This window comes from Asanoa ishikariensis (assembly GCF_900107455.1).
GTDB classification, from domain to species: Bacteria; Actinomycetota; Actinomycetes; order Mycobacteriales; family Micromonosporaceae; genus Asanoa; species Asanoa ishikariensis.
This window is the reverse complement of sequence record NZ_FNQB01000005.1, coordinates 150,186-167,398: the sequence shown is the minus strand read 5'-3', so window position 1 is coordinate 167,398 and position 17,213 is coordinate 150,186. Positions and strand designations below refer to the sequence as shown.

The window sequence follows — 17,213 nt, the reverse complement described above, 5'->3', positions numbered from 1 at the left end:
TCTTCTAGGGTGCGTGGATGCCCGCTCTGCTGCCACGGTCCGCTTCGGGGGTGCCGTCCCGTGCCGTCAACGCGGTGCTGGACCGGTTCGAGGCGCAGTCCATCGAGTGCCACTCCATCATGGTCGTGCGACACGGGCACGTCGCTGCCGAAGGCTGGTGGGCGCCCTATTCGGCCGAGCGCCCGCACCTGCTCTACTCGCTGACCAAGTCGTTCACCTCGGTCGCCGTGGGGCTCGCGATCGCCGACGGGCTGCTCGCGCTGGACGACCGGGTGGTGGACGTGTTGCCCGACCGCGTACCGGACGGCATCTCGGAGCAGGCCCGCCGCATCACGGTGCACCACCTGCTGTCCATGTCGGCCGGGCACGACACGGACAGCCTCGGCGAGGCCTGGGACCTCGAACCGGACGACCTGGTGAAGGGCTTCCTGCGCGTCCCGTTTCCCCACTCCGAGGGAACCTTCCACGCGTACGACAACGCGACCACCTACGTCCTGGCCCGGATGGTGGAGCGGGTCACGGGCCGCGAACTGCCGGAGTTCCTCGACGACCGCCTCCTGCGGCCGATGGGCGTCGACCACGCCGAGTGGGATCGCGTGGCGAGCGGTGCCGTGTTCGGGTTCCACGGCCTGCACCTGACAACAGAGGCGGTCGCCGCCTTCGGCGAACTGCTGTTGCGCGGCGGCCGTTGGGGCGACCGGCAGCTCGTCCCGAGCGAGTGGGTGCGGCTCGCGACCACGCCGTGGATCGAGACGCGGCACGTCGAGGGCTGGGCGGAGAACCCCGACGCACTCTGCGGGTACGGCTACCAGTTCTGGATGTCCCGCCACGGCTACCGGGGCCAAGGCGCCTTCGGCCAGCAGTGCATCGTCGTACCCTCGCACGATCTCGTGGTCGTCGTGACCGGCGCCATGATCCAGGAAGAGGCGATCACCGCCGCCCTGTGGGACTGCCTGCTGCCCGGCCTGGACGACGCGGGCACCGCGGAGGACGACGCGCTCCTCGCCGACCGGCTGCGGCACCTCTCACTCGCCCCGATAGACGGCGCCCCCGGCCGCTCCGTCAAGGCGCGACTCGACGCCTCCGCGGAGGACTCACCGCTGCCCGACGGGACCACGGTGACCGTCGACGCTACGGAGGATGGCTGGCTCGTGAGCCTCGGCTCGTCCCTGAAAGTCGAGGTGGGCCACGGCGAATGGCGGGAAAGCGCACCGCTGGGCCGCCCGGTGGTAGCGACCGGCGCCTGGCAGGGCGACACGTTCGTCGCCGACCTCTACGTCATCACCACGCCGCACCGGGTCAGGCTGGTGGTGTACGCCGGCACCGCGGTCGCGACCTGGAACATCGTGCCCCTGACCGACCCCGATCTGGTGCTGCACCTGACCTCGCCACTCATGACGAGGCCCGACGTGGCCTGACGTCAGATCACGTCGGGTTCGGTTAGTTCGCCCAGCCAGTCCGCGGGTGCGGTGCGCACGTCGTCGTCCAACGGCAGCGCCGAGCGGTCCAGCGACCGCCGCCACGAGAGCGCGCGGCTGACGCGGGTGACGCGGCAGGCCAGCGTGGCCGAGTGGCGCAGGGCCACCGGGTCGCCCGGCCAGGCGGACAGGTAGGCGTCACGGAGCCGCAGCAGTTCCGGTGCGCCCGGGTCCAGGCCGAAGGTGTAGCCCGCCGACGACAGCGTGACCAGGAGCGTGCCGAACGGGTGCGCCACGCTCGCGTCGCCCCAGTCGAAGAAGCGGCCGTTGACGAAGACGTTGCCGTCGTGGAGGTCGTCGTGTTGCAGCGACGCGCCCAGGCCGTCTCCGGCCAGTTCCGCGCACCAGGTCTCGTAGGCCGGCACCACCGCGGTGATGGCGGCCAGCCGGTCGGTGCCGAGGTCCGCGCGGACCGCCGGATCGTCGAGCAGGCCGGCCAGCAAACCAGGCAGGAGGCGCGGGCGCTGGTCGGGCACGCCGAGCGCGACCATCTCGTCGGCCCGTACGGCCAGGGCCTGCTGCAACTGCGCGTACGACGCCAGCAGCGACGCCCAGTCGTCCAGCGACGGCGAGGTCTCGCGCAGGATCGGGCCGGCGTCGGCGGTCAGCAGCCAGCCGCGGTCAGGCTCCACGGCGACCGGCACCAGCACGGCGTCGGGCGCCCACCAGCCCAGGGCTGAGGCCAGGCCGGCCTCGTAGCGGCAGCCGAACGTGTTGGCCTTGAACCAGTACGCACCGGCGGCGGTCGGCACCCGCAGGCTGACCGACCACGGACGCACCCGGGTCTGCTCGATCGGGCCCGTGACAGGCGTGGAGAGGGCGGCGAGCCGCTCGGTCACCCAGGCCTCGGCGCCCGCCCGCCACTGCGGGTCGAGCCAGTCATTGCCGTCTACGGTGGAGCCGCTGATCGCAGGAAGCACGGCCGCCACCCTAGCCGGGGACGGGACCGGGCGGCACCGGATTTACCGCTGGCGCAGCCCGTCGAACAGCAGGTCGAGCAGCCGGTCGGCTTGCTCGCGCGACCCGGCGGCCAAGGTCACCCCGTTGACCGCGACCAGCACGTCGAAGGGATCGACGCCTTCGACCAGGGTCGCCGACTCCAGCAGCGGCGTGATCGCGGCGAGCAACTGGGCCCGACTTTCCGCGAACAGGTCGCCGCCGCCCGCGATCACCGCCCGCAACGCGTCCGCCATGCCCTGCTTGGCGGTCAGGTAGTCGACGAACCGGCCCAGGAACGCCCGCAGCGCCTCGTCCGGCGGCAGTGTCGACCGCAACGACGCCGACGCCTCGACCAGGCGGGCTAGCTCGTTGCGGTACGCGGCCTCGACCAGCGCCTCCCGGGTCGGGAAGTGCCGGTACAGCGTGCCGATCCCGACGCCGGCCTCCTTGGCGATCGCGTCGAGGGTGACCTCCGGATCGCGGGAGAACGCGGCGACGGCGGTGGCCAGCAGGCGCTCCCGGTTGCGCCGGGCGTCGGCGCGCAGCGGGCGCGGTGTGGCGGCGGTCACGACGGTTCCTTCCGAGGACGGTGGCAATCCGGAGGAGCCTCCGGTTATGGTTCCGGAGGACCCTCCGGTTCAAGCCTACAAGGAGTTGGACCCCATGCCTGACCGCATCGTGACCCCGTTCACCGCCGCCTCGACCGCTGCCGACGTGGTCGACGGCGTCGACCTCACCGGCCGCCGGGCAATCGTCACCGGCGGCGCCTCCGGCCTCGGCATCGAGACCGCCCGCGCGCTGGCCACCGCCGGCGCCGAGGTCACCCTCGCCGTGCGCGACCTCGCCGCCGGCGCCGCCGTCGCGGACGACCTCATCGCCACCACCGGCAACAAATACATCCACGTCGCGCACCTCGAGCTCGCCGACCGGGCGGAGGTCGCCGCGTTCGTCGCCGGATGGGACGGGCCGCTGCACATCCTGGTCAACAACGCCGGTGTGATGGCCGCGCCGCTGTCCCGTACCCCCGATGGTTGGGAATCGCAGTTCGCCACCAACCACCTCGGACACTTCGCGCTGGCCACCGGCCTGCACCCGGCGCTGGCGCAGGCCGGCGGGGCCCGGGTCGTCTCGGTCAGCTCGTCCGCCCACCTCGGCAGCGCCGTGATCTTCGAGGACATCAACTTCGAGCGGCGGGCGTACGAGCCATGGGCGGCCTACGGCCAGTCGAAGACGGCCAACGTGCTGTTCGCCGTCGAGGCCGCCCGGCGCTGGGCCGACGACGGCATCGCCGTCAACGCGCTGCACCCGGGCGGCATCCGGACCAAGCTGCAGCGCCACGTCAGCGAGGAGGAGCTCGAAGCCGCCCGCAAGGCGGCGGGCAGCAAGGCCGTCTGGCGTACGCCCGAGCAGGGCGCGGCCACCTCGGTGCTGCTCGCGGCCTCCCCGCTGGTCGAAGGCGCGACCGGCCACTACTTCGAGGACTGCAACGAGGCGGAGCCCAACGTGCCCGGCAGCCGCACGGGGGTGGCCGCGTACGCGACCGACCCGGAAGCGGCGAGCCGGCTCTGGGAGCTCAGCTCGCGGTAGGCGCGTCCTGGCCGCGGGGTGAGCCCTCCGGGCTCTCCTTGCGGCCGTTGGCGAACGTCACCTTCTCGAACCGCACGTCGACTCGCTCCGGGTACCGCTTGCCGTTGACCGGGTCGTGGCGCATGAACGTCGGCGCCGCGATCCGGACGGTCACGTCGAACGGCCCGGCGTCCGGCACCTTGGCGTTGCCGCCGTAGTGGTAGAGGAACGGGTGCCACAGGAACGGCAGCTCGGCGTTGGTGAGGATGGGCTTGCCGTCGCGCTCGACGTCGACGTGCACCCGCAGTCCCGGCACGAACCGGCCGTCGCCGGCGTCGGCCACCGCGACCTCCAGGTGCACGTTGGCGTCCGGCGCCGCCTCGCGCCAGAGCAGCACGCCGTCCTCCAGCATGTACATGCCCTCGGCGTTCTCGTTGATGAACGCGACGAGATAGTCGCCGGCCCGGGCGGTCGCGGCGCCGTCCTCGTCGGCCATCGCGCCGATCGCGTGCCCGTACGCGTCGCCCTGCTCCCGCGCGACCCGAAGCTCCTCGCGGGTCGCCTCGTTGCTCTCTTCCATCGGCGGATACGTCGGTTCGGTGGTCATAACTGGCGGTTACCCACGGTGTGGCCGGGATAACCGGGGAAGATCCCCACCGCAGGCGGCGTTCAAGGCGATATGGAAATCGGAATCATCGGTGCCGGCTACATCGGCGGCACCCTCGCCCGGCGCCTCGGCGCGCTCGGTCACCGCGTGGTGGTCGCCAACTCCCGCGGCCCCGAGACGCACGACGAGACGCTGACCTCCTCCCCCGGTGTGACGGCCGGCACGGCCGCCCAGGCCGCCGACCACGATGTGGTCATCGTCTCGATCCCCACCAAGGCCGTCCCCGACCTACCGGGTGACGCCTTCGCCGGCAAGATCGTGGTCGACACCAACAACTACTACCCGCAACGCGACGGCCAGCTCGCGGCGATCGACGCGGGCACGCCGTCGGCGCGCTGGCTCGCGGACCATCTCGCGGGCGCGCGGGTGGTCAAGGCGTTCAACACGATCAATTGGCGGCCGCTCGGCGACGCGGGCAAGCCGGCCGGCACGCCGGGCCGGATCGCCATCCCGGTCGCCGGTGACGACGCCGAGGCCAAGCGGGTCGTGTCGGAGCTGATCGACGCGCTCGGGTTCGACCCGGTCGACGCCGGCCCGCTGGACGAGAGCTGGCGCCAGGAGCCCGGCACGCCGGTCTACGGCGCCGACGCCGACGTGGAAGGCGCCCGCGCGGCGCTCGCGGCCGCCACCCGCTAGAAACGCCATCGGGTACGGCGGAAAAGGTGCTCCCGCCGTACCCGATGCGCCTGGTGTTAAGGCAGGACCCAGCGCTGGTTCGCACCCGCGAAGCAGTCCCAGATCTGCAGCCGGGCGCCCTCGGCGCTGCTGTTGTCGCGCACGTCGAGGCACTTGTTGGACTGGGGGTTGCGCAGCGTCTGGTTCGACTGCGCCTGCCAGACCTGAGCCCCGGAGCCGTTGCAGTCCCAGAGCTGCACGTTGGCGCCGTTGGCGACCGAGCCGCTCGCGACGTCCATGCACTTGCCCAGCGCCCGCAGCGTGCTGTCGCTGGACACCGTCCACGTCTGGGCGTTGGTGCCGTTGCAGGTGTAGAGCTGCACCGCGGCGCCGTTGGCGGTGCTGGCCGCTGCGATGTCGACGCACTTGCCGGCCAGGCCGGTGATCCGCCCGGTGCGGCCGGTAGGCGGCGGGGTGGTGCCCCCTGTCGCGACCGTGTAGATCGCGCTGACCAACGAGTTGGCGTTGTTCGGGTCCTGGGACAGCTCCCAGTTCATCATCCCGCCGGCGTTGGCCATGGCCCACTGCGTCTTGGCACGGATCGTCGGCAGGCCGTTGTAACACTGCTGCGCGCCGTTGATGGTCGCGCAGTCCTGGTTCGCCCACGCGGCGTTCTGGGCCACGATCTGGTTGTACGGGATGCCGCCGGGCCGGCTGTAGAACGGCACACCGAGCACCGCCTTGCTGGCCGGCAGGCCGCGCGACTTCCACCCGTTGATGTTGTCGATCGTCCACTGGTAGTTGGCGTGGGGCGAGCCGCCGTCGTACGTCATGATGTTGAGGAAGTCGACGTAGCCGAAGACGGCCGGCTGGACGCCCTGCGCGGTGCCGCCACCGGAGACGACCGCGGCGGTGAGCAGCTTGCCCCGGCTGTGCATGGCCGTGCTGAGCTGCGACATCAGCGTGGTGAAGTTGTTGCCGCTCGTGCCGGGATCCGGGTACTCCCAGTCGATGTCGACACCGTCCAGGTTGTACTGGTTGACCAGGTTCACGACGTTGTTGACGAACGTGGTGCGGGCGCCCGCGTTGGCCGCCATCTGCTCGAAGCCGGAGTCGTTGCCGTCGTTCCAGCCACCGATCGCGATCAGCACCTTGGTGTTGGCGGCGTGGCCGAGGCTGACGATCTGCTGGAGCTTGCTCGGGTTCTCGACCCCGGTCAGGCTGCCGTTCGCGTTGGGCAGCACGAACGCGTAGTTGACGTGGGTGAGCTTGCTGTACTGGATCGCGGTGGCGCTGCCGGCCCACGAGGGCATGTAGCCGACGCTCTTGAAGCCGTTCGGCAGGACGGCGGCCTGGGCTGGGGTGGGCGCGGCGAGGACGGCCAGCGTGCCGGCCGCGACCGCCGTGACGGCGGCGGACAGGGCAGCGGCGAATCTTTTGGTCATGGGCGGACCTTTCGAGGCACAGCCTTGTACGTGGAGACGGACGGAGGTACGCGGGTGTGCGGCGGGTGGTGGGTGGTCCCGCCGATGGGCCTCGAGGTGGCCAAAGTTTAGGAAACTTTACTATTGAAGTCAATGGATGTCCGACCCCGTCGCTAAGCTGTCGTCCATGCTTGCCGCTGTTTATCGCGACCATGGGCCCGCCGCCGAGGTGCTGCGGATCGAGGAGATCGACACCCCGAGTCCCGGGCCGGGCGAGGTACGGGTGCGCGTCGCGTACTCGGGCGTCAACCCGACCGACTGGAAGACCCGCTCGGGCACGGTGGCTCAGCCACGGGCGTCGCACTTCCAGGTGCCTAACCAGGACGGCTCGGGCGTCGTCGACGAGGTCGGCCCGGGTGTCGACCCATCGCGGATCGGCCAGCGGGTGTGGCTCTACATGGCCGCCTACAAACGCGTCTACGGCACCGCCGCGCAGTTCACCGTGATCCCGTCCGACCAGGCGATCCCGCTGCCCGACAACGCGTCGATGCGGCTCGGCGCGAGCCTCGGCGTCCCGGCCGTGACGGCACACCGCTGCCTGTTCGCCGACGGCCCGCTCGACGGCCGGACCGTGCTGGTCGCCGGCGGCGCGGGCGCGGTCGGCCGGGCCGCGATCCAGCTCGCCCTGGCGGCCGGCGCGACCGTGATCAGCACGGTCTCCAGCGACGCCAAGGCCGACCTGGCCCGCGACGCCGGCGCCCGGCACGTGGTCAACTACCGGTCCTCAAGCGCGGCTGACGAGATCCGCGCGATCGCACCCGAGGGCGTCGACCGGATCGTCGAGGTCGCGCCGGCCAGTAACCTGCGCCTCGACCTCGACGTGGTCGCCCCGAACGCGATGATCGTCTGCTACGCGGCCGAGCCGCAGCCGCCGCAACTCGTGGTCCGCGAGCTGATGAACCGCAACCTGGTGCTGCGCTTCGTGCTGCTCTACACGATGCCGGACGAGGCCTTCCAGCAGGCCGCCGCGGACATCACCGGCGCACTCGCCGCGGGCCTGCTCACTCCCCCGCCGATCACGGTCTTCCCGCTGTCCGAAACGGCCGCGGCCCACGACGCCGTCCAGGGTGGCGCCGTCGGCAAGGTCCTGATCGAGGTCGAGCCAGCGATCTAAGGTGGTCACGTGGCGTCTGAAAAGCTGGAGGTCGCCGGGCGCGAGGTGACGATCACCAACCCTGACCGGGTGGTGTTCCCCGAGGCCGGCCACACGAAGCTCGACCTGGTCCGCTACTACCTGACCGTGGCCGAGGGCGCGCTGCGCGGCGTCGGCGGGCGGCCGATGGTGCTCAAGCGCTTCGTCAAGGGGCTCACCGAAGAGGCGATCTGGCAGAAGCGGGCGCCCGCCAAACGGCCCGACTGGATCGAGGTCGCCGAGTTGCACTACCGGTCCGGCACCTCGGCGGCGGAGACCGTGGTCCGCGACGCCGCCGCGCTGGCGTGGGTGGTCAACCTCGGCTGCGTCGACCTCAACCCGCATCCGGTCCGCGCCGAAGACCTCGAGCACCCCGACGAGTTGCGGGTCGACCTCGACCCGATGCCCGGCGTCGAGTGGGGCCAGATCGTCGACGTGGCGCTGGTCGCCCGCGAGGTGCTGGAGGAGCACGGCCTGACCGCCTGGCCGAAGACCTCGGGTTCGCGGGGCTTCCACATCTACGCGCGGATCGACCCGCAGTGGAGCTACCGCGACGTGCGGCTGGCCGCCGAGACGGTGGCCCGCGAGGTGGAGATCCGGGTGCCCGACCTGGCCACCGCCCGCTGGTGGAAGGAGGAGCGCGAAGGCGTCTTCGTCGACTTCAACCAGAACGCCAAGGACCGCACGGTGGCCTCGGCGTACTCCGTGCGCCCCTTGCCCGATGCCCGGGTCTCGACGCCGCTGGACTGGGCCGAGGTGCCCGACTGCCGGCCCGCCGACTTCACCCTGACCACGGTGCTGGACCGCTGGGCGGAGCGCGGCGACCCGTGGACCGGCATCGAGGACGCTCGTGGCTCGCTGGAGCCGCTGCTCGACCTGGCCCGCCGGCTCGGCCCGGCGGAGAAGCCGCCGAAGGGCGAGGGCCGCCGGCTGCAGACCCGGCCGCTGATCGAGATCGCCCGCTCGAAGACCAAGGACGAGTCGCTGGCCGCCCTGGACCGCTGGAAGGCCCGGCACGCCGCGATCGTCGGCTACCTGGAGCCGGCCGACGTCCTGATCGACGGCATGCGCGGCCGCAGCTCGATCTGGTACCGCATCCGCGTCAACCTCCAACATGTCCCGGAGGACGAGCGCCCCGAGCAGGAGCCGCTGGAAGTCGACTACAACCCCTGGGCGCCAGGATCAGGGTCTTGACTCAGTCGAACTGCTTCCAATGACCTTCGGAGATGACCTCGACCTTGCCGTCGACCACCTTGATGGCCGTCTCGTCGTCGATCGCGTACGACGGGTTTCCGATCTCGGCGGCCCACCGCGTTGCCTCGGCCAGCGAGTTCTCCGGAAATCCGTCGAGGTGCGGGAAGATCGAGAAGTCGACGATGCCGAGGGTGTTGTCGTTGCCCGTCGGTGACTTCCACTGGACGAAGTCGTCGCCGATGCGCGGGGTCATGACCATGCTGCCCGCGCTTAGACCGACCCAGACCTTGTCGTCCAGCGACGGGATGAGGTCGGCCAGGCCGGACTCGCGCATCCAGTGGCACAGGTAGAGCGCATCGCCGCCGTTGACCAACAGGACGTCCGTCTCCTGGACCCAGCGGACCCAGTTCTCCTTGTCAAGGCTGGGCAACGCGGTGAGCTCCAGCACGCCGACCGACTTCCAGCCGAGCTCCGTCATGGGGCAGCGGGGTTCCTGCCCGCTGATGAACGACCAGGCCCTGACCGGACTGACCATGGGGTGGCCGTACCCCGCCGTCGGGATGCACAGGGCGTCAGAGTCGGCGATCGGCTTGCCGAGCAGGTCGACCAGCGCGTCCTTGATGCTCGGGTTCTTGACGCCCGCGGCCGTGAGTAGCAGCTTCATCGATGCCCCCGGAAACTGGTTGCAGAGTGAAAGCACGCTAACACGACTGGTTGCGAAGTACCATCAGCGAACGATGGCTGACGTACGCGGACCGGCGCACCGGTCGGGCTGCCCGATCAACCTGTCGGTCGAGATCCTCGGCGACCGGTGGTCACTGGTCGTGCTGCGCGACGTGATGTTCGGCGACCGGCACTACTTCCGCGAGCTGCTGACCGGCTCGCAGGAAGGGATCGCGTCCAACATCCTCGCCGACCGGCTGCGGCGCCTGGTCGCCAACGGGCTGCTGTGGCGGTCCGACGACGCGAGCCACCGGCAGAAGATCCGCTACAGCCTCACCGAGGCCGGCGTGCAGCTCGTGCCGGTGATGGCGGCGCTCGGCTCGTGGGGACGCCGGCACCTGCCCGCCAGCCACGAGCTCTCCGTGCGCGCCGAACTGCTGGAGCGCGGCGGCCCCGAGCTGTGGGACCGGTTCATGGACGAGCTGCGCGAACAGCACCTCGGCATCGCGCGTCCGCCGGGCACACCGTCGGTCTTCGCCGAGCTCCAGGCGGCGTACGAGGCCGCTGTCAGCCGCGGTGCGCCAGCCGCTCCAGATAGGAGCTGATCGCGGCCCGGACCGCCGGGCTGTTCCACACCTCGATCACCTCGTCGGTGGACCCACCGGCCATCAACCGGCTCGCGTCGGCCCGCAACGCGGCCTTGGTCATCGCGAAGCTGACCGCCGGAATGGCCGCGAACGCCTCCGCCCGGGCGAGCGCCGCGTCGAGCAATCCCTCCGGCGGCACCACCTCGTCGACCAGGCCGACCGCGAGCGCCTCGTCGGGACGCAGGGTCCGACCGGTGTTGACGAGAGCCGCCGTGCGCGGGCCGACCACGTAGCGGATCGCCTCCAGCGCGGTCGCCGGGAACGGCACGCCGACGAGAAGCTCGGTCACACCGATCGTGCCGCCGGACATGAACCGGTAGTCGCAGCCCGCGGCGATCACGCAGCCGCCGGCGATCGCGTGGCCGTTGACCGCGGCCACCACCGGGCGCGGGTGGTCGAACACCGCACGGAAGGCGACGCCGAGCGCGAGCAGGAAATCCCGGGTGTACGCCTCGCCGCCCTCGTACAACCGCTTGAGGTCGACCCCGGCGGAGAATGCCCGGCCCGCGCCGGTGAGCACGACCGCGGGCGCGTCGATCAGGCCCGCCAGGGTCGACGTGAGCTCCCGCAACGTGTCCAGGTCCAGCACATTGACCGGCCCGTTCTCGAACCGGACGACCGACACCGCACCGCGTTCCTCGACGCTGATCACCTCGGGATCATCGCACCGGCCCGGGATCGGGTCTAGCGTTCAGAGGGTGCGGTGGCGGGCGCGCAGGTGGTCGGGGCCGTCGCGACCCGGGCGGTCAGCTCGGGGCACTCGGCCGTCCTTCCGCCGGGTCGCAGCAGGAACCACCCGATCAGCGCGACGACCGCCACCACCGCGAGCGCCGCGACGCCGGCCGTCCACCCGCGCCGGTCCGGCCGCCGCACCGGTTCCGCACCGGAGGACCAGTCGACCGGGACCGCTCGCGAGGGCACTGCCCGGAACGCTTCCTCACCGGCCAGGAACCCGCGGTAAGCGGCCAGCGCCGGACCCATCGCCTTGTCCAGATCGGACGGTGGCGGTGGCGAGGTGGTGGTGCCGGTGCGGGCCAGCCCGTACATCATCAGCAGTGGCCGGCCCTGTTCGTCGCGCAGCGGTGCCGGATCGCCGCGGCCCACGTCAAAGCCGGTCAGGGCGTGGGTGCGGTACGCGACGGTGAGCCGGCCTCCGCTCGCGGTCGTGACCGCCCGCACCCGCGGCGCCCCACCCACCGGGCCGGGGCTGAGCGACTCGACCAGCACGCCGTACTCGGTGCTGATGATCTCCGGTGTCAGCACCGTGCTGTAGTCCCGGCGCCGGCCCGCCGCGACCGCCACCGGCCAGGCGCGCGCGGTCACGGCGTGCCGCCGAGGCGAGAGCTGGGAATCCGGCCCTCCAGGACGTCGACCCGGCTGCGGAACTCGCGGATCACCTTGCGCTGGGCGAGCTGGAACTCCTCGATGTGCGACTCGGCCTCGTCGAGCAGCCGGGTCACGTGCGCCTCGTGGGTGGCCGCGGCCTGCTCCTGGCGCCGCATCAGGTCGGTCGCGGCCAACCCGACCAGCGAGGCGTACAGCGGGTTGAGCGCGCCGATCACCCGGTTGGTCGAGCGGAGCAGCGTGGCACCGACCTCGGCGAACGCCTCCGCCGGCGGGCGCCGGGTCTGGCGGCGGAGCCGGGCGAGCTCGGCGGCCAGCTTGGCCTGGTCGAGCCGGAGCATGATCTGCTCGAAGACGTCGGGCACGACGGCGGCGATCGGCACGTCCACGTTGGTGGGTTCGAGCAGGCCGTCGGGCAGCTTGGTCATCGCGCCGCTCTCGTCGAGCTCCGCGAACGCCGGGCCGACCGCGGAGACCGGCACGAGCCGCACCACCCGCCGGCCGGTGTGCTCCTGCACGAGGTCGCGGAAGCCCTGGTTCGTCATGAGCAGCTTGCGTACGGTCCGCAGCCGGCTGTCCTCGTCGACGTCCACGTCGCGCAGCAGGTCCCACTTGGTGATGACGAAGGTGACCGGCTTCTCCACCACCAGCATCCGGCTGATCATCGCGGTCAGCGCGTGTTGCAGGCCCATCTGCCCTTCGCGCTTGCCGTCCAGCCACTGCCGCACCCGGTGGCCGTCGATGACCGCGACGAGCGCGTCGGCCGACTCGATCCGGTCGTCAAGGTCCTTCCACAGCGTCGATCCGGGCTCCGGAGGCTGGGTGAGCAGGGTGCCCGCGTAGTCGAGGTAGCTGAGCTGGAGCACCGTGTGCAGCGCACCGGACCCGCCGCGCGTCTTGACGGCGAAGGTGAACTCGCGGGTGTCGGCGGTGGCGGTGCCCGCCGGCCAGTCCCGGCCGGAGTCCTCGACCTCGGTGAACCAGTGGTTGAGCAACGCCACCTGCTCCCGGGGCGCGGCCAGGAAGTAGCCGCGCCCGCCCCAGGTCTGCATCTGGTGGTACATGCTGGCCAGCAGCAAGGTCTTGCCCGAGCCGCGGGGGCCGAGGGTGACGACCCGGAACGTGGGCACGCCCTCGGTGCCGCGCGGCGCGGGCTCGGCCTTTTGTCGCGGGGCGCGGTGGCGCCGCCGGACCACGAGGACGACCGCCGCGACGGCGACGGCGACCAGCACCAGCGTGAAGACAGTCATGCCCTGACGGAGGGCGCGGATCCCGCGTTGATACGTCCTAGCTCGTGCCGCGCGGCACCGACTGGCGGGCCGCGAGCGCGGCACCCCGGGCGCCGGCCATGTCGAGGTCGGGCACGAGCGCGAACGTCGCCACCTGGCGCTGCTCGTCACGCAGGCTCGTGTTCTTCTCCACCTGCTCGAGGAACCACTGGCCGAACGCCGCCGAGGCCTGCACGACGCCACCGCCGACGAAGTACGCGTCGGGGTCGGTGAAGTTGGCGGCGATGGTGAACAGCCGGCCGATCGCCGCGGCCTGCTGCTCGAAGATCTTCACGGCCAGCGGGTCGCCCGCCTCGCCCAACCCGCGCACCAGCTTGGCCGCGGTGGCCACCGAGGGCTCCTTCGCGAGCGGGTGGTCGGGGTGCTTCGCCAGCCAGTACGGCAGGAGGTTGCGCTCGATGCCGGTCAGCGAGGCGATGCTCTCCGCGTCGCCGAAGAAGCCGCAGTTGCAGCTCGGGATCGACTGGTCGCCGTCGAGCAGCCCCTGCATCGGGATGTGCACGTGCCCTAGCTCGCCGGCCATGCCCGCGGCGCCGGAGACGATCCGTCCGGACTCGATGACCCCGCCGCCCAGTCCGGTGCCGACGATGGCCGACACCGACGACCGGGTGGCGCCCAGCAGTCCGAAGTGGACGTGGTGGGCGTAGAGCGCGGCCGCGTTGCCGTCGTTGTTGTAGACGACCGGCAGGCCCAGCTTCTCCTCCAGAGCCCCGCGGACGTCGTACCCCCGCCAGGCCTGGTCGACGAAGTTGGTCGAGCCCTTGGTCGAGATGACGCCGGTGGCGCTGGCCGGCCCGGGGGTGTCCAGCCCGACCGAGCGCACCCCCGCCCGCGGCACGCCGGTCTGGGTCAGCACGTTGTCGAACGCCTCGGCCAACGCCTCGACGGCGACGACCGGGCCTTCCTTGACCCGGCTCGGGCTCTCCAGCAGCCCTTCCACCAGGAACTCGCCGGCCGAGTCGAGCACCGTCGCGTTGTTGGCATTGCCGCCGTTGTCGAGGCCGACCACCACCCAGCGGTCACCCTCGACCGCCCGCACGCTGTCGTTCATGAGCCGATCCTGTCACGCTCTCGCGTTAGCCGCCGTCGTCCGGACGCCGGAGGCGCTTGACCTCGCCGCGGCGCTTCTTGGCCGCGATCCGGCGTTCCTTGGCTCCGCGCGACGGCTTGGTCGCGCGCCGTGGCGGCGGCGGTGGCTCGATCGCCCGCGCGACGAGGACGGCCAGCCGCTCCAGGGCCGCCTCGCGGTTGCGGAGCTGGGCGCGGTGCTCGGAGGCGGCGATGGTGACCACGCCGTCGACCAGCCGCCCGGCCAGCCGTTCGCGGGCCCGGTCCTTGAGCACAGGGCCGATCGCGTTGGTCGCTTCGAGGTCCCAGGACAGCTCGACTCGCGAGTCGGCGGTGTTGACCCCTTGCCCGCCGGGGCCGGAGGAGCGGGAGAAGCGCCAACGCAGCTCGGCATCGGGAATCTCCACGCCGGGTCTGATCGTCAGTGGCGCCATGCCGCCCAGGATAGGTCCCGTTCGAGTTTGACAGTACTTATATAAGTGCTGTTACATCGGGCCGTGGACCTTCTCGACAGCAGTCACTTCGGACCGGTCTGGGCCCTCCTGCACGGCATGGACCGCGAGATCGCCGCGCTCTACGCCGAGGCCGGCATCGGCGACGTGCGCACCCGGTTCGTCGGCCCGGTCATCCAGCTCTCCCGGCACGAGCCGCTGACCATCCAGGAACTGGCCGACCGCGTCTCGGTCACCCACTCCGCGATGAGCCAGACGGTGGCCGCCATGCGCCGGGCCGAGCTCGTCGACGACGCCTCGAACGTCGACGGGCGCACGCGCCGGATCCAGCTCTCCGCCCGTGGCCGGGAGCTGGTGCCGTTCCTGGCCGCGGAGTGGCGGGCGACCGAGAAGACCGTTCGCGAGCTCGACGCGGAGGTGCCCTACGCGCTGACCGCCGTGGTCGAGGACATCCGGCGGGCGCTGGAGCAACGGTCGTTCCGGGACCGGCTGCGGGCCAACTTCGCGGGCGAGCGGCAGGACGAGTGAAGGGCGCGCTGGTCGACCTGCGTCCCCTGCGCGACCACCCCACCTTCCGTCGGCTCTGGGTGGGCCGCACGCTGTCCGGCTTCGGCGGGCAGTTCGGCGGCTTCGCGGTCGTCTTCTACGTCTGGGACCGCACCCACAACCCGGCCCTGGTCGGGCTGATCGGCCTGGTCACCGCCGTGCCGCTGATCGTGGTCGCGCTGCTGGGCAGCGCCTTCGTCGACCACGTCGACCGGCGGCGGATGGCGGCGGGCGCGACCTGGGGACTGCTGGCGACGAGCCTGCTGATGGCGGTCACCACGGTCACCGCCAGCCCCGTCGGCGTGCTGATGGCGCTGGCCGCCATCCACTCCGGACTGTCCGCGCTGGCGGCGCCGGCGCTGCGCGCGTTCACGCCGGTGCTGCTGCCGTCGTCGCGGCTGGCCGCCGGGCTCGCCCTCGACCACCTCTCGTTCCAGCTCGCCATGCTGCTCGGTCCGGCGGCGGCCGGCCTGGTGACCGCGTACGCCGGCACCACGGTCTGCTTCGTCGTCGACGCCGTCTCGTTCGCCGCCGCGCTGGTCGGGATCGCCGGGCTGCCCCGGGTGACCGGCATGCCGGGCGGTGGGGCGGGGCTGCGCGCGGTCGCCGACGGGATCCGGTTCGCGGTGCGGACCCGCCCGGTGGCGGGCGCGCTGCTGGCCGACCTCTGCGCCACGCTGCTGGCGATGCCGGTCGCCGTGTTCCCGCTGGTCAACCAGGAGAAGTTCGGGGGGTCGCCGGCCCGATTAGGACTGTTCCTGACCGCCATCGGCGTGGGGGGCGCCATCGCGTCCGTGCTGTCCGGGCTGTCGACGCGGCGTACCAGACCAGGCCTGGTGCTGTTGATCTGTGGCGGGGTCTGGGGGTTGGGGCTGGCCCTGGCCGGGTTCGCCGGCACGCTGCCCGCGGTGCTCGGCTGCCTGGCCCTGGCCGGAGCGGCCGACACCTGGGCGGTGGTGGCCCGCGGCACGGTGGTGCAGACGTCCACACCGGACGCCTACCTCGGCCGGGTGGCCGCCCTCGAACACGTCGTCGGGGTCGCCGGGCCTGAGGTGGGCAACCTGCGCGCGGGCGTGGTCGCCTCGCTGACCGGCGGTGGCGCCGCGTTGGCGATCGGCGGGCTGAGCTGCGTGGCCGGCACGGTGCTGTTGGCCAGCCTCAGCCGGCCGCTGCGCACAGCAACTGTCCCAGCACCAGCGGAGGTCGCCCCGTCAGCACCGTGAACCCGCGCAGGGCGCCGTGCACCGCCGCGGTCAGCGCGGGGTCGTCGAACACGGCGCCGGCGAGCACCACGACGTCGAGCCCCATGTCGTCGGCACACCGCCGGGCCTGCCGGGCGACCAGGGTGGCGACCGTCGCCCGGACGCGCGCGGCGATCGTCTCGGCCGACGTTCCCCGCCGGACGTCGCCGACGACGGCCCGGACCAGATCGCCAGGATCCAGACCGCGCATCGGGTACGGGTCGAAGGCGCCGTGCCCGCTCGTCGGCCCGTGCAGCGCGGCGACCGCGTCGAGGAGCAGGCCGAGGCTGGACGTGGCGCCGCAGCCGTAGCCGGAGTCGAGCTGGCCGTCCAGCACCCGGCGCTCGCGGGTCGCGCACGCCCGCACCGGTGGCAGGTCCAGATCCCAGGCCACGCCCGCGTGCCGGAGGTGGGCCAGCGCGGCGTGGTGGGCCCGGCCCGCGGTGCGCACGTAGTCGAGGTGGGCCACCCGGCGGAACTCCTTGTAGCCGGCGGCCAGCACCTCGCCGCCCCAGGTGGCACCGTCCGGGCCGTAGCCGCCGCGGTCGAACGCGAACCCGATCACGTGCTCGTCGGGCCCGAGCCGGTGCGCGGCCATCACGGCGGCGACCAACGCGTGATGCCGGACCACCGCCCGCGCGGGCAACCCGTTGCGCGCCGCCCACCTTCTCGCCGGATCGCCCGGGTAGAGATCGACCGCGACCAGCTCGGGCTTGGCACCGGACTCGGCCCGCAGTGCCCCGAGCGCGTCGTCCAGGTCCGCAGCCTCGCCGATCCAGGCCTGCCGACCCGCGCCGAGCGCCGACCGACCCGCACCCACGGCGAACGTCGGCGTCACTTCCCACGGCAGCGCGACCACCACACGCGAAATTCTCCCCACCCGGACGA

Annotated in this window: 19 protein-coding genes; 8 read left to right on the top strand and 11 right to left on the bottom strand. The window is 72.1% G+C overall.

Going from position 1 to position 17,213, the window contains the following annotated elements; genetic code table 11:
• Positions 1–17 precede the first annotated feature (17 nt).
• A complete protein-coding gene (locus BLV39_RS37715; RefSeq protein WP_176985291.1) occupies positions 18–1,418 on the top strand; it encodes a serine hydrolase domain-containing protein in 1,401 nt (466 codons plus the stop codon).
• A 2-nt stretch (positions 1,419–1,420) separates the two neighbouring features.
• On the opposite strand, the gene BLV39_RS37710 is transcribed toward BLV39_RS37715, so the two are convergent.
• Together BLV39_RS37710 and BLV39_RS37705 are read right to left on the bottom strand one after the other, a co-directional pair.
• A complete protein-coding gene (locus BLV39_RS37710; RefSeq protein ID WP_239084024.1) occupies positions 1,421–2,398 on the bottom strand; it encodes a phosphotransferase in 978 nt (325 codons plus the stop codon).
• A gap of 42 nt (positions 2,399–2,440) precedes the next feature.
• A complete protein-coding gene (locus tag BLV39_RS37705) occupies positions 2,441–2,986 on the bottom strand; it encodes a TetR/AcrR family transcriptional regulator (RefSeq protein ID WP_090803280.1) in 546 nt (181 codons plus the stop codon).
• A gap of 94 nt (positions 2,987–3,080) precedes the next feature.
• Between BLV39_RS37705 and BLV39_RS37700 the strand changes: the two genes are divergently transcribed.
• Positions 3,081–4,004: an SDR family NAD(P)-dependent oxidoreductase gene (locus BLV39_RS37700; protein WP_090803277.1), complete on the top strand. Its 924-nt coding sequence runs from the start codon at positions 3,081–3,083 to the stop codon at positions 4,002–4,004.
• Here the strand turns inward: BLV39_RS37700 and BLV39_RS37695 are convergent.
• Positions 3,991–4,590: an iron transporter gene (locus tag BLV39_RS37695; RefSeq protein ID WP_090803274.1), complete on the bottom strand. Its 600-nt coding sequence runs from the start codon at positions 4,588–4,590 to the stop codon at positions 3,991–3,993. The two genes, BLV39_RS37700 and BLV39_RS37695, sit on opposite strands and share 14 nt — an antisense overlap.
• Positions 4,591–4,662: 72 nt before the next feature.
• On the opposite strand from BLV39_RS37695, the gene BLV39_RS37690 reads away from it, so the two are divergent.
• Positions 4,663–5,286 carry an NADPH-dependent F420 reductase gene (locus BLV39_RS37690; protein ID WP_090803271.1) on the top strand — a complete coding sequence of 208 codons (624 nt, stop codon included), beginning with the start codon at positions 4,663–4,665 and terminating at the stop codon, positions 5,284–5,286.
• Positions 5,287–5,342: 56 nt separating this feature from the next.
• On the opposite strand, the gene BLV39_RS37685 is transcribed toward BLV39_RS37690, so the two are convergent.
• On the bottom strand, positions 5,343–6,710 hold the full coding sequence (locus BLV39_RS37685) for a glycosyl hydrolase family 18 protein (protein ID WP_090803269.1): 1,368 nt from the start codon (positions 6,708–6,710) through the stop codon (positions 5,343–5,345).
• A gap of 166 nt (positions 6,711–6,876) precedes the next feature.
• On the opposite strand from BLV39_RS37685, the gene BLV39_RS37680 reads away from it, so the two are divergent.
• Entirely contained in the window at positions 6,877–7,863 is a 987-nt protein-coding gene (locus BLV39_RS37680) for an NADPH:quinone reductase (RefSeq protein ID WP_090804042.1), read from the top strand.
• Positions 7,864–7,872: 9 nt separating this feature from the next.
• Positions 7,873–9,075 carry a DNA polymerase domain-containing protein gene (locus BLV39_RS37675; protein ID WP_090803267.1) on the top strand — a complete coding sequence of 401 codons (1,203 nt, stop codon included), beginning with the start codon at positions 7,873–7,875 and terminating at the stop codon, positions 9,073–9,075.
• Position 9,076: 1 nt separating this feature from the next.
• Here BLV39_RS37675 and BLV39_RS37670 read toward each other — a convergent pair whose 3' ends face one another.
• Entirely contained in the window at positions 9,077–9,739 is a 663-nt protein-coding gene (locus BLV39_RS37670; protein WP_090803264.1) for a Type 1 glutamine amidotransferase-like domain-containing protein, read from the bottom strand.
• Positions 9,740–9,812: 73 nt separating this feature from the next.
• On the opposite strand from BLV39_RS37670, the gene BLV39_RS37665 reads away from it, so the two are divergent.
• Positions 9,813–10,343: a winged helix-turn-helix transcriptional regulator gene (locus BLV39_RS37665; protein WP_090803260.1), complete on the top strand. Its 531-nt coding sequence runs from the start codon at positions 9,813–9,815 to the stop codon at positions 10,341–10,343.
• Here BLV39_RS37665 and BLV39_RS37660 read toward each other — a convergent pair.
• From BLV39_RS37660 to arfB, 5 genes are read right to left on the bottom strand one after another with little or no spacing between them, the layout of a single operon-like run.
• Positions 10,306–11,037 carry an enoyl-CoA hydratase/isomerase family protein gene (locus BLV39_RS37660; RefSeq protein ID WP_090803257.1) on the bottom strand — a complete coding sequence of 244 codons (732 nt, stop codon included), beginning with the start codon at positions 11,035–11,037 and terminating at the stop codon, positions 10,306–10,308. The genes BLV39_RS37665 and BLV39_RS37660 overlap by 38 nt on opposite strands.
• A 32-nt stretch (positions 11,038–11,069) precedes the next feature.
• On the bottom strand, positions 11,070–11,708 hold the full coding sequence (locus BLV39_RS37655) for a hypothetical protein (protein WP_090803254.1): 639 nt from the start codon (positions 11,706–11,708) through the stop codon (positions 11,070–11,072).
• Positions 11,705–12,979 carry a GTPase domain-containing protein gene (locus BLV39_RS37650; RefSeq protein ID WP_090803251.1) on the bottom strand — a complete coding sequence of 425 codons (1,275 nt, stop codon included), beginning with the start codon at positions 12,977–12,979 and terminating at the stop codon, positions 11,705–11,707. Before BLV39_RS37650 ends, BLV39_RS37655 begins: the two co-directional genes overlap by 4 nt.
• A gap of 37 nt (positions 12,980–13,016) precedes the next feature.
• Positions 13,017–14,069 carry an ROK family protein gene (locus tag BLV39_RS37645; RefSeq protein WP_090803248.1) on the bottom strand — a complete coding sequence of 351 codons (1,053 nt, stop codon included), beginning with the start codon at positions 14,067–14,069 and terminating at the stop codon, positions 13,017–13,019.
• A 25-nt stretch (positions 14,070–14,094) separates the two neighbouring features.
• Positions 14,095–14,520 carry an alternative ribosome rescue aminoacyl-tRNA hydrolase ArfB gene (arfB, locus tag BLV39_RS37640; protein ID WP_090803244.1) on the bottom strand — a complete coding sequence of 142 codons (426 nt, stop codon included), beginning with the start codon at positions 14,518–14,520 and terminating at the stop codon, positions 14,095–14,097.
• Positions 14,521–14,583: 63 nt separating this feature from the next.
• On the opposite strand from arfB, the gene BLV39_RS37635 reads away from it, so the two are divergent.
• Both BLV39_RS37635 and BLV39_RS37630 read left to right on the top strand, forming a co-directional pair.
• Positions 14,584–15,066, top strand: a complete 483-nt coding sequence (locus tag BLV39_RS37635; RefSeq protein WP_239084023.1) for a MarR family winged helix-turn-helix transcriptional regulator — start codon at positions 14,584–14,586, stop codon at positions 15,064–15,066.
• Positions 15,063–16,307, top strand: coding sequence for an MFS transporter (locus BLV39_RS37630; protein ID WP_090803242.1), 1,245 nt, complete (start codon positions 15,063–15,065; stop codon positions 16,305–16,307). Before BLV39_RS37635 ends, BLV39_RS37630 begins: the two co-directional genes overlap by 4 nt.
• Here the strand turns inward: BLV39_RS37630 and BLV39_RS37625 are convergent.
• Positions 16,243–17,187, bottom strand: a complete 945-nt coding sequence (locus BLV39_RS37625; protein ID WP_176985290.1) for a Kae1-like domain-containing protein — start codon at positions 17,185–17,187, stop codon at positions 16,243–16,245. The two genes, BLV39_RS37630 and BLV39_RS37625, sit on opposite strands and share 65 nt — an antisense overlap.
• Positions 17,188–17,213 lie beyond the last annotated feature (26 nt).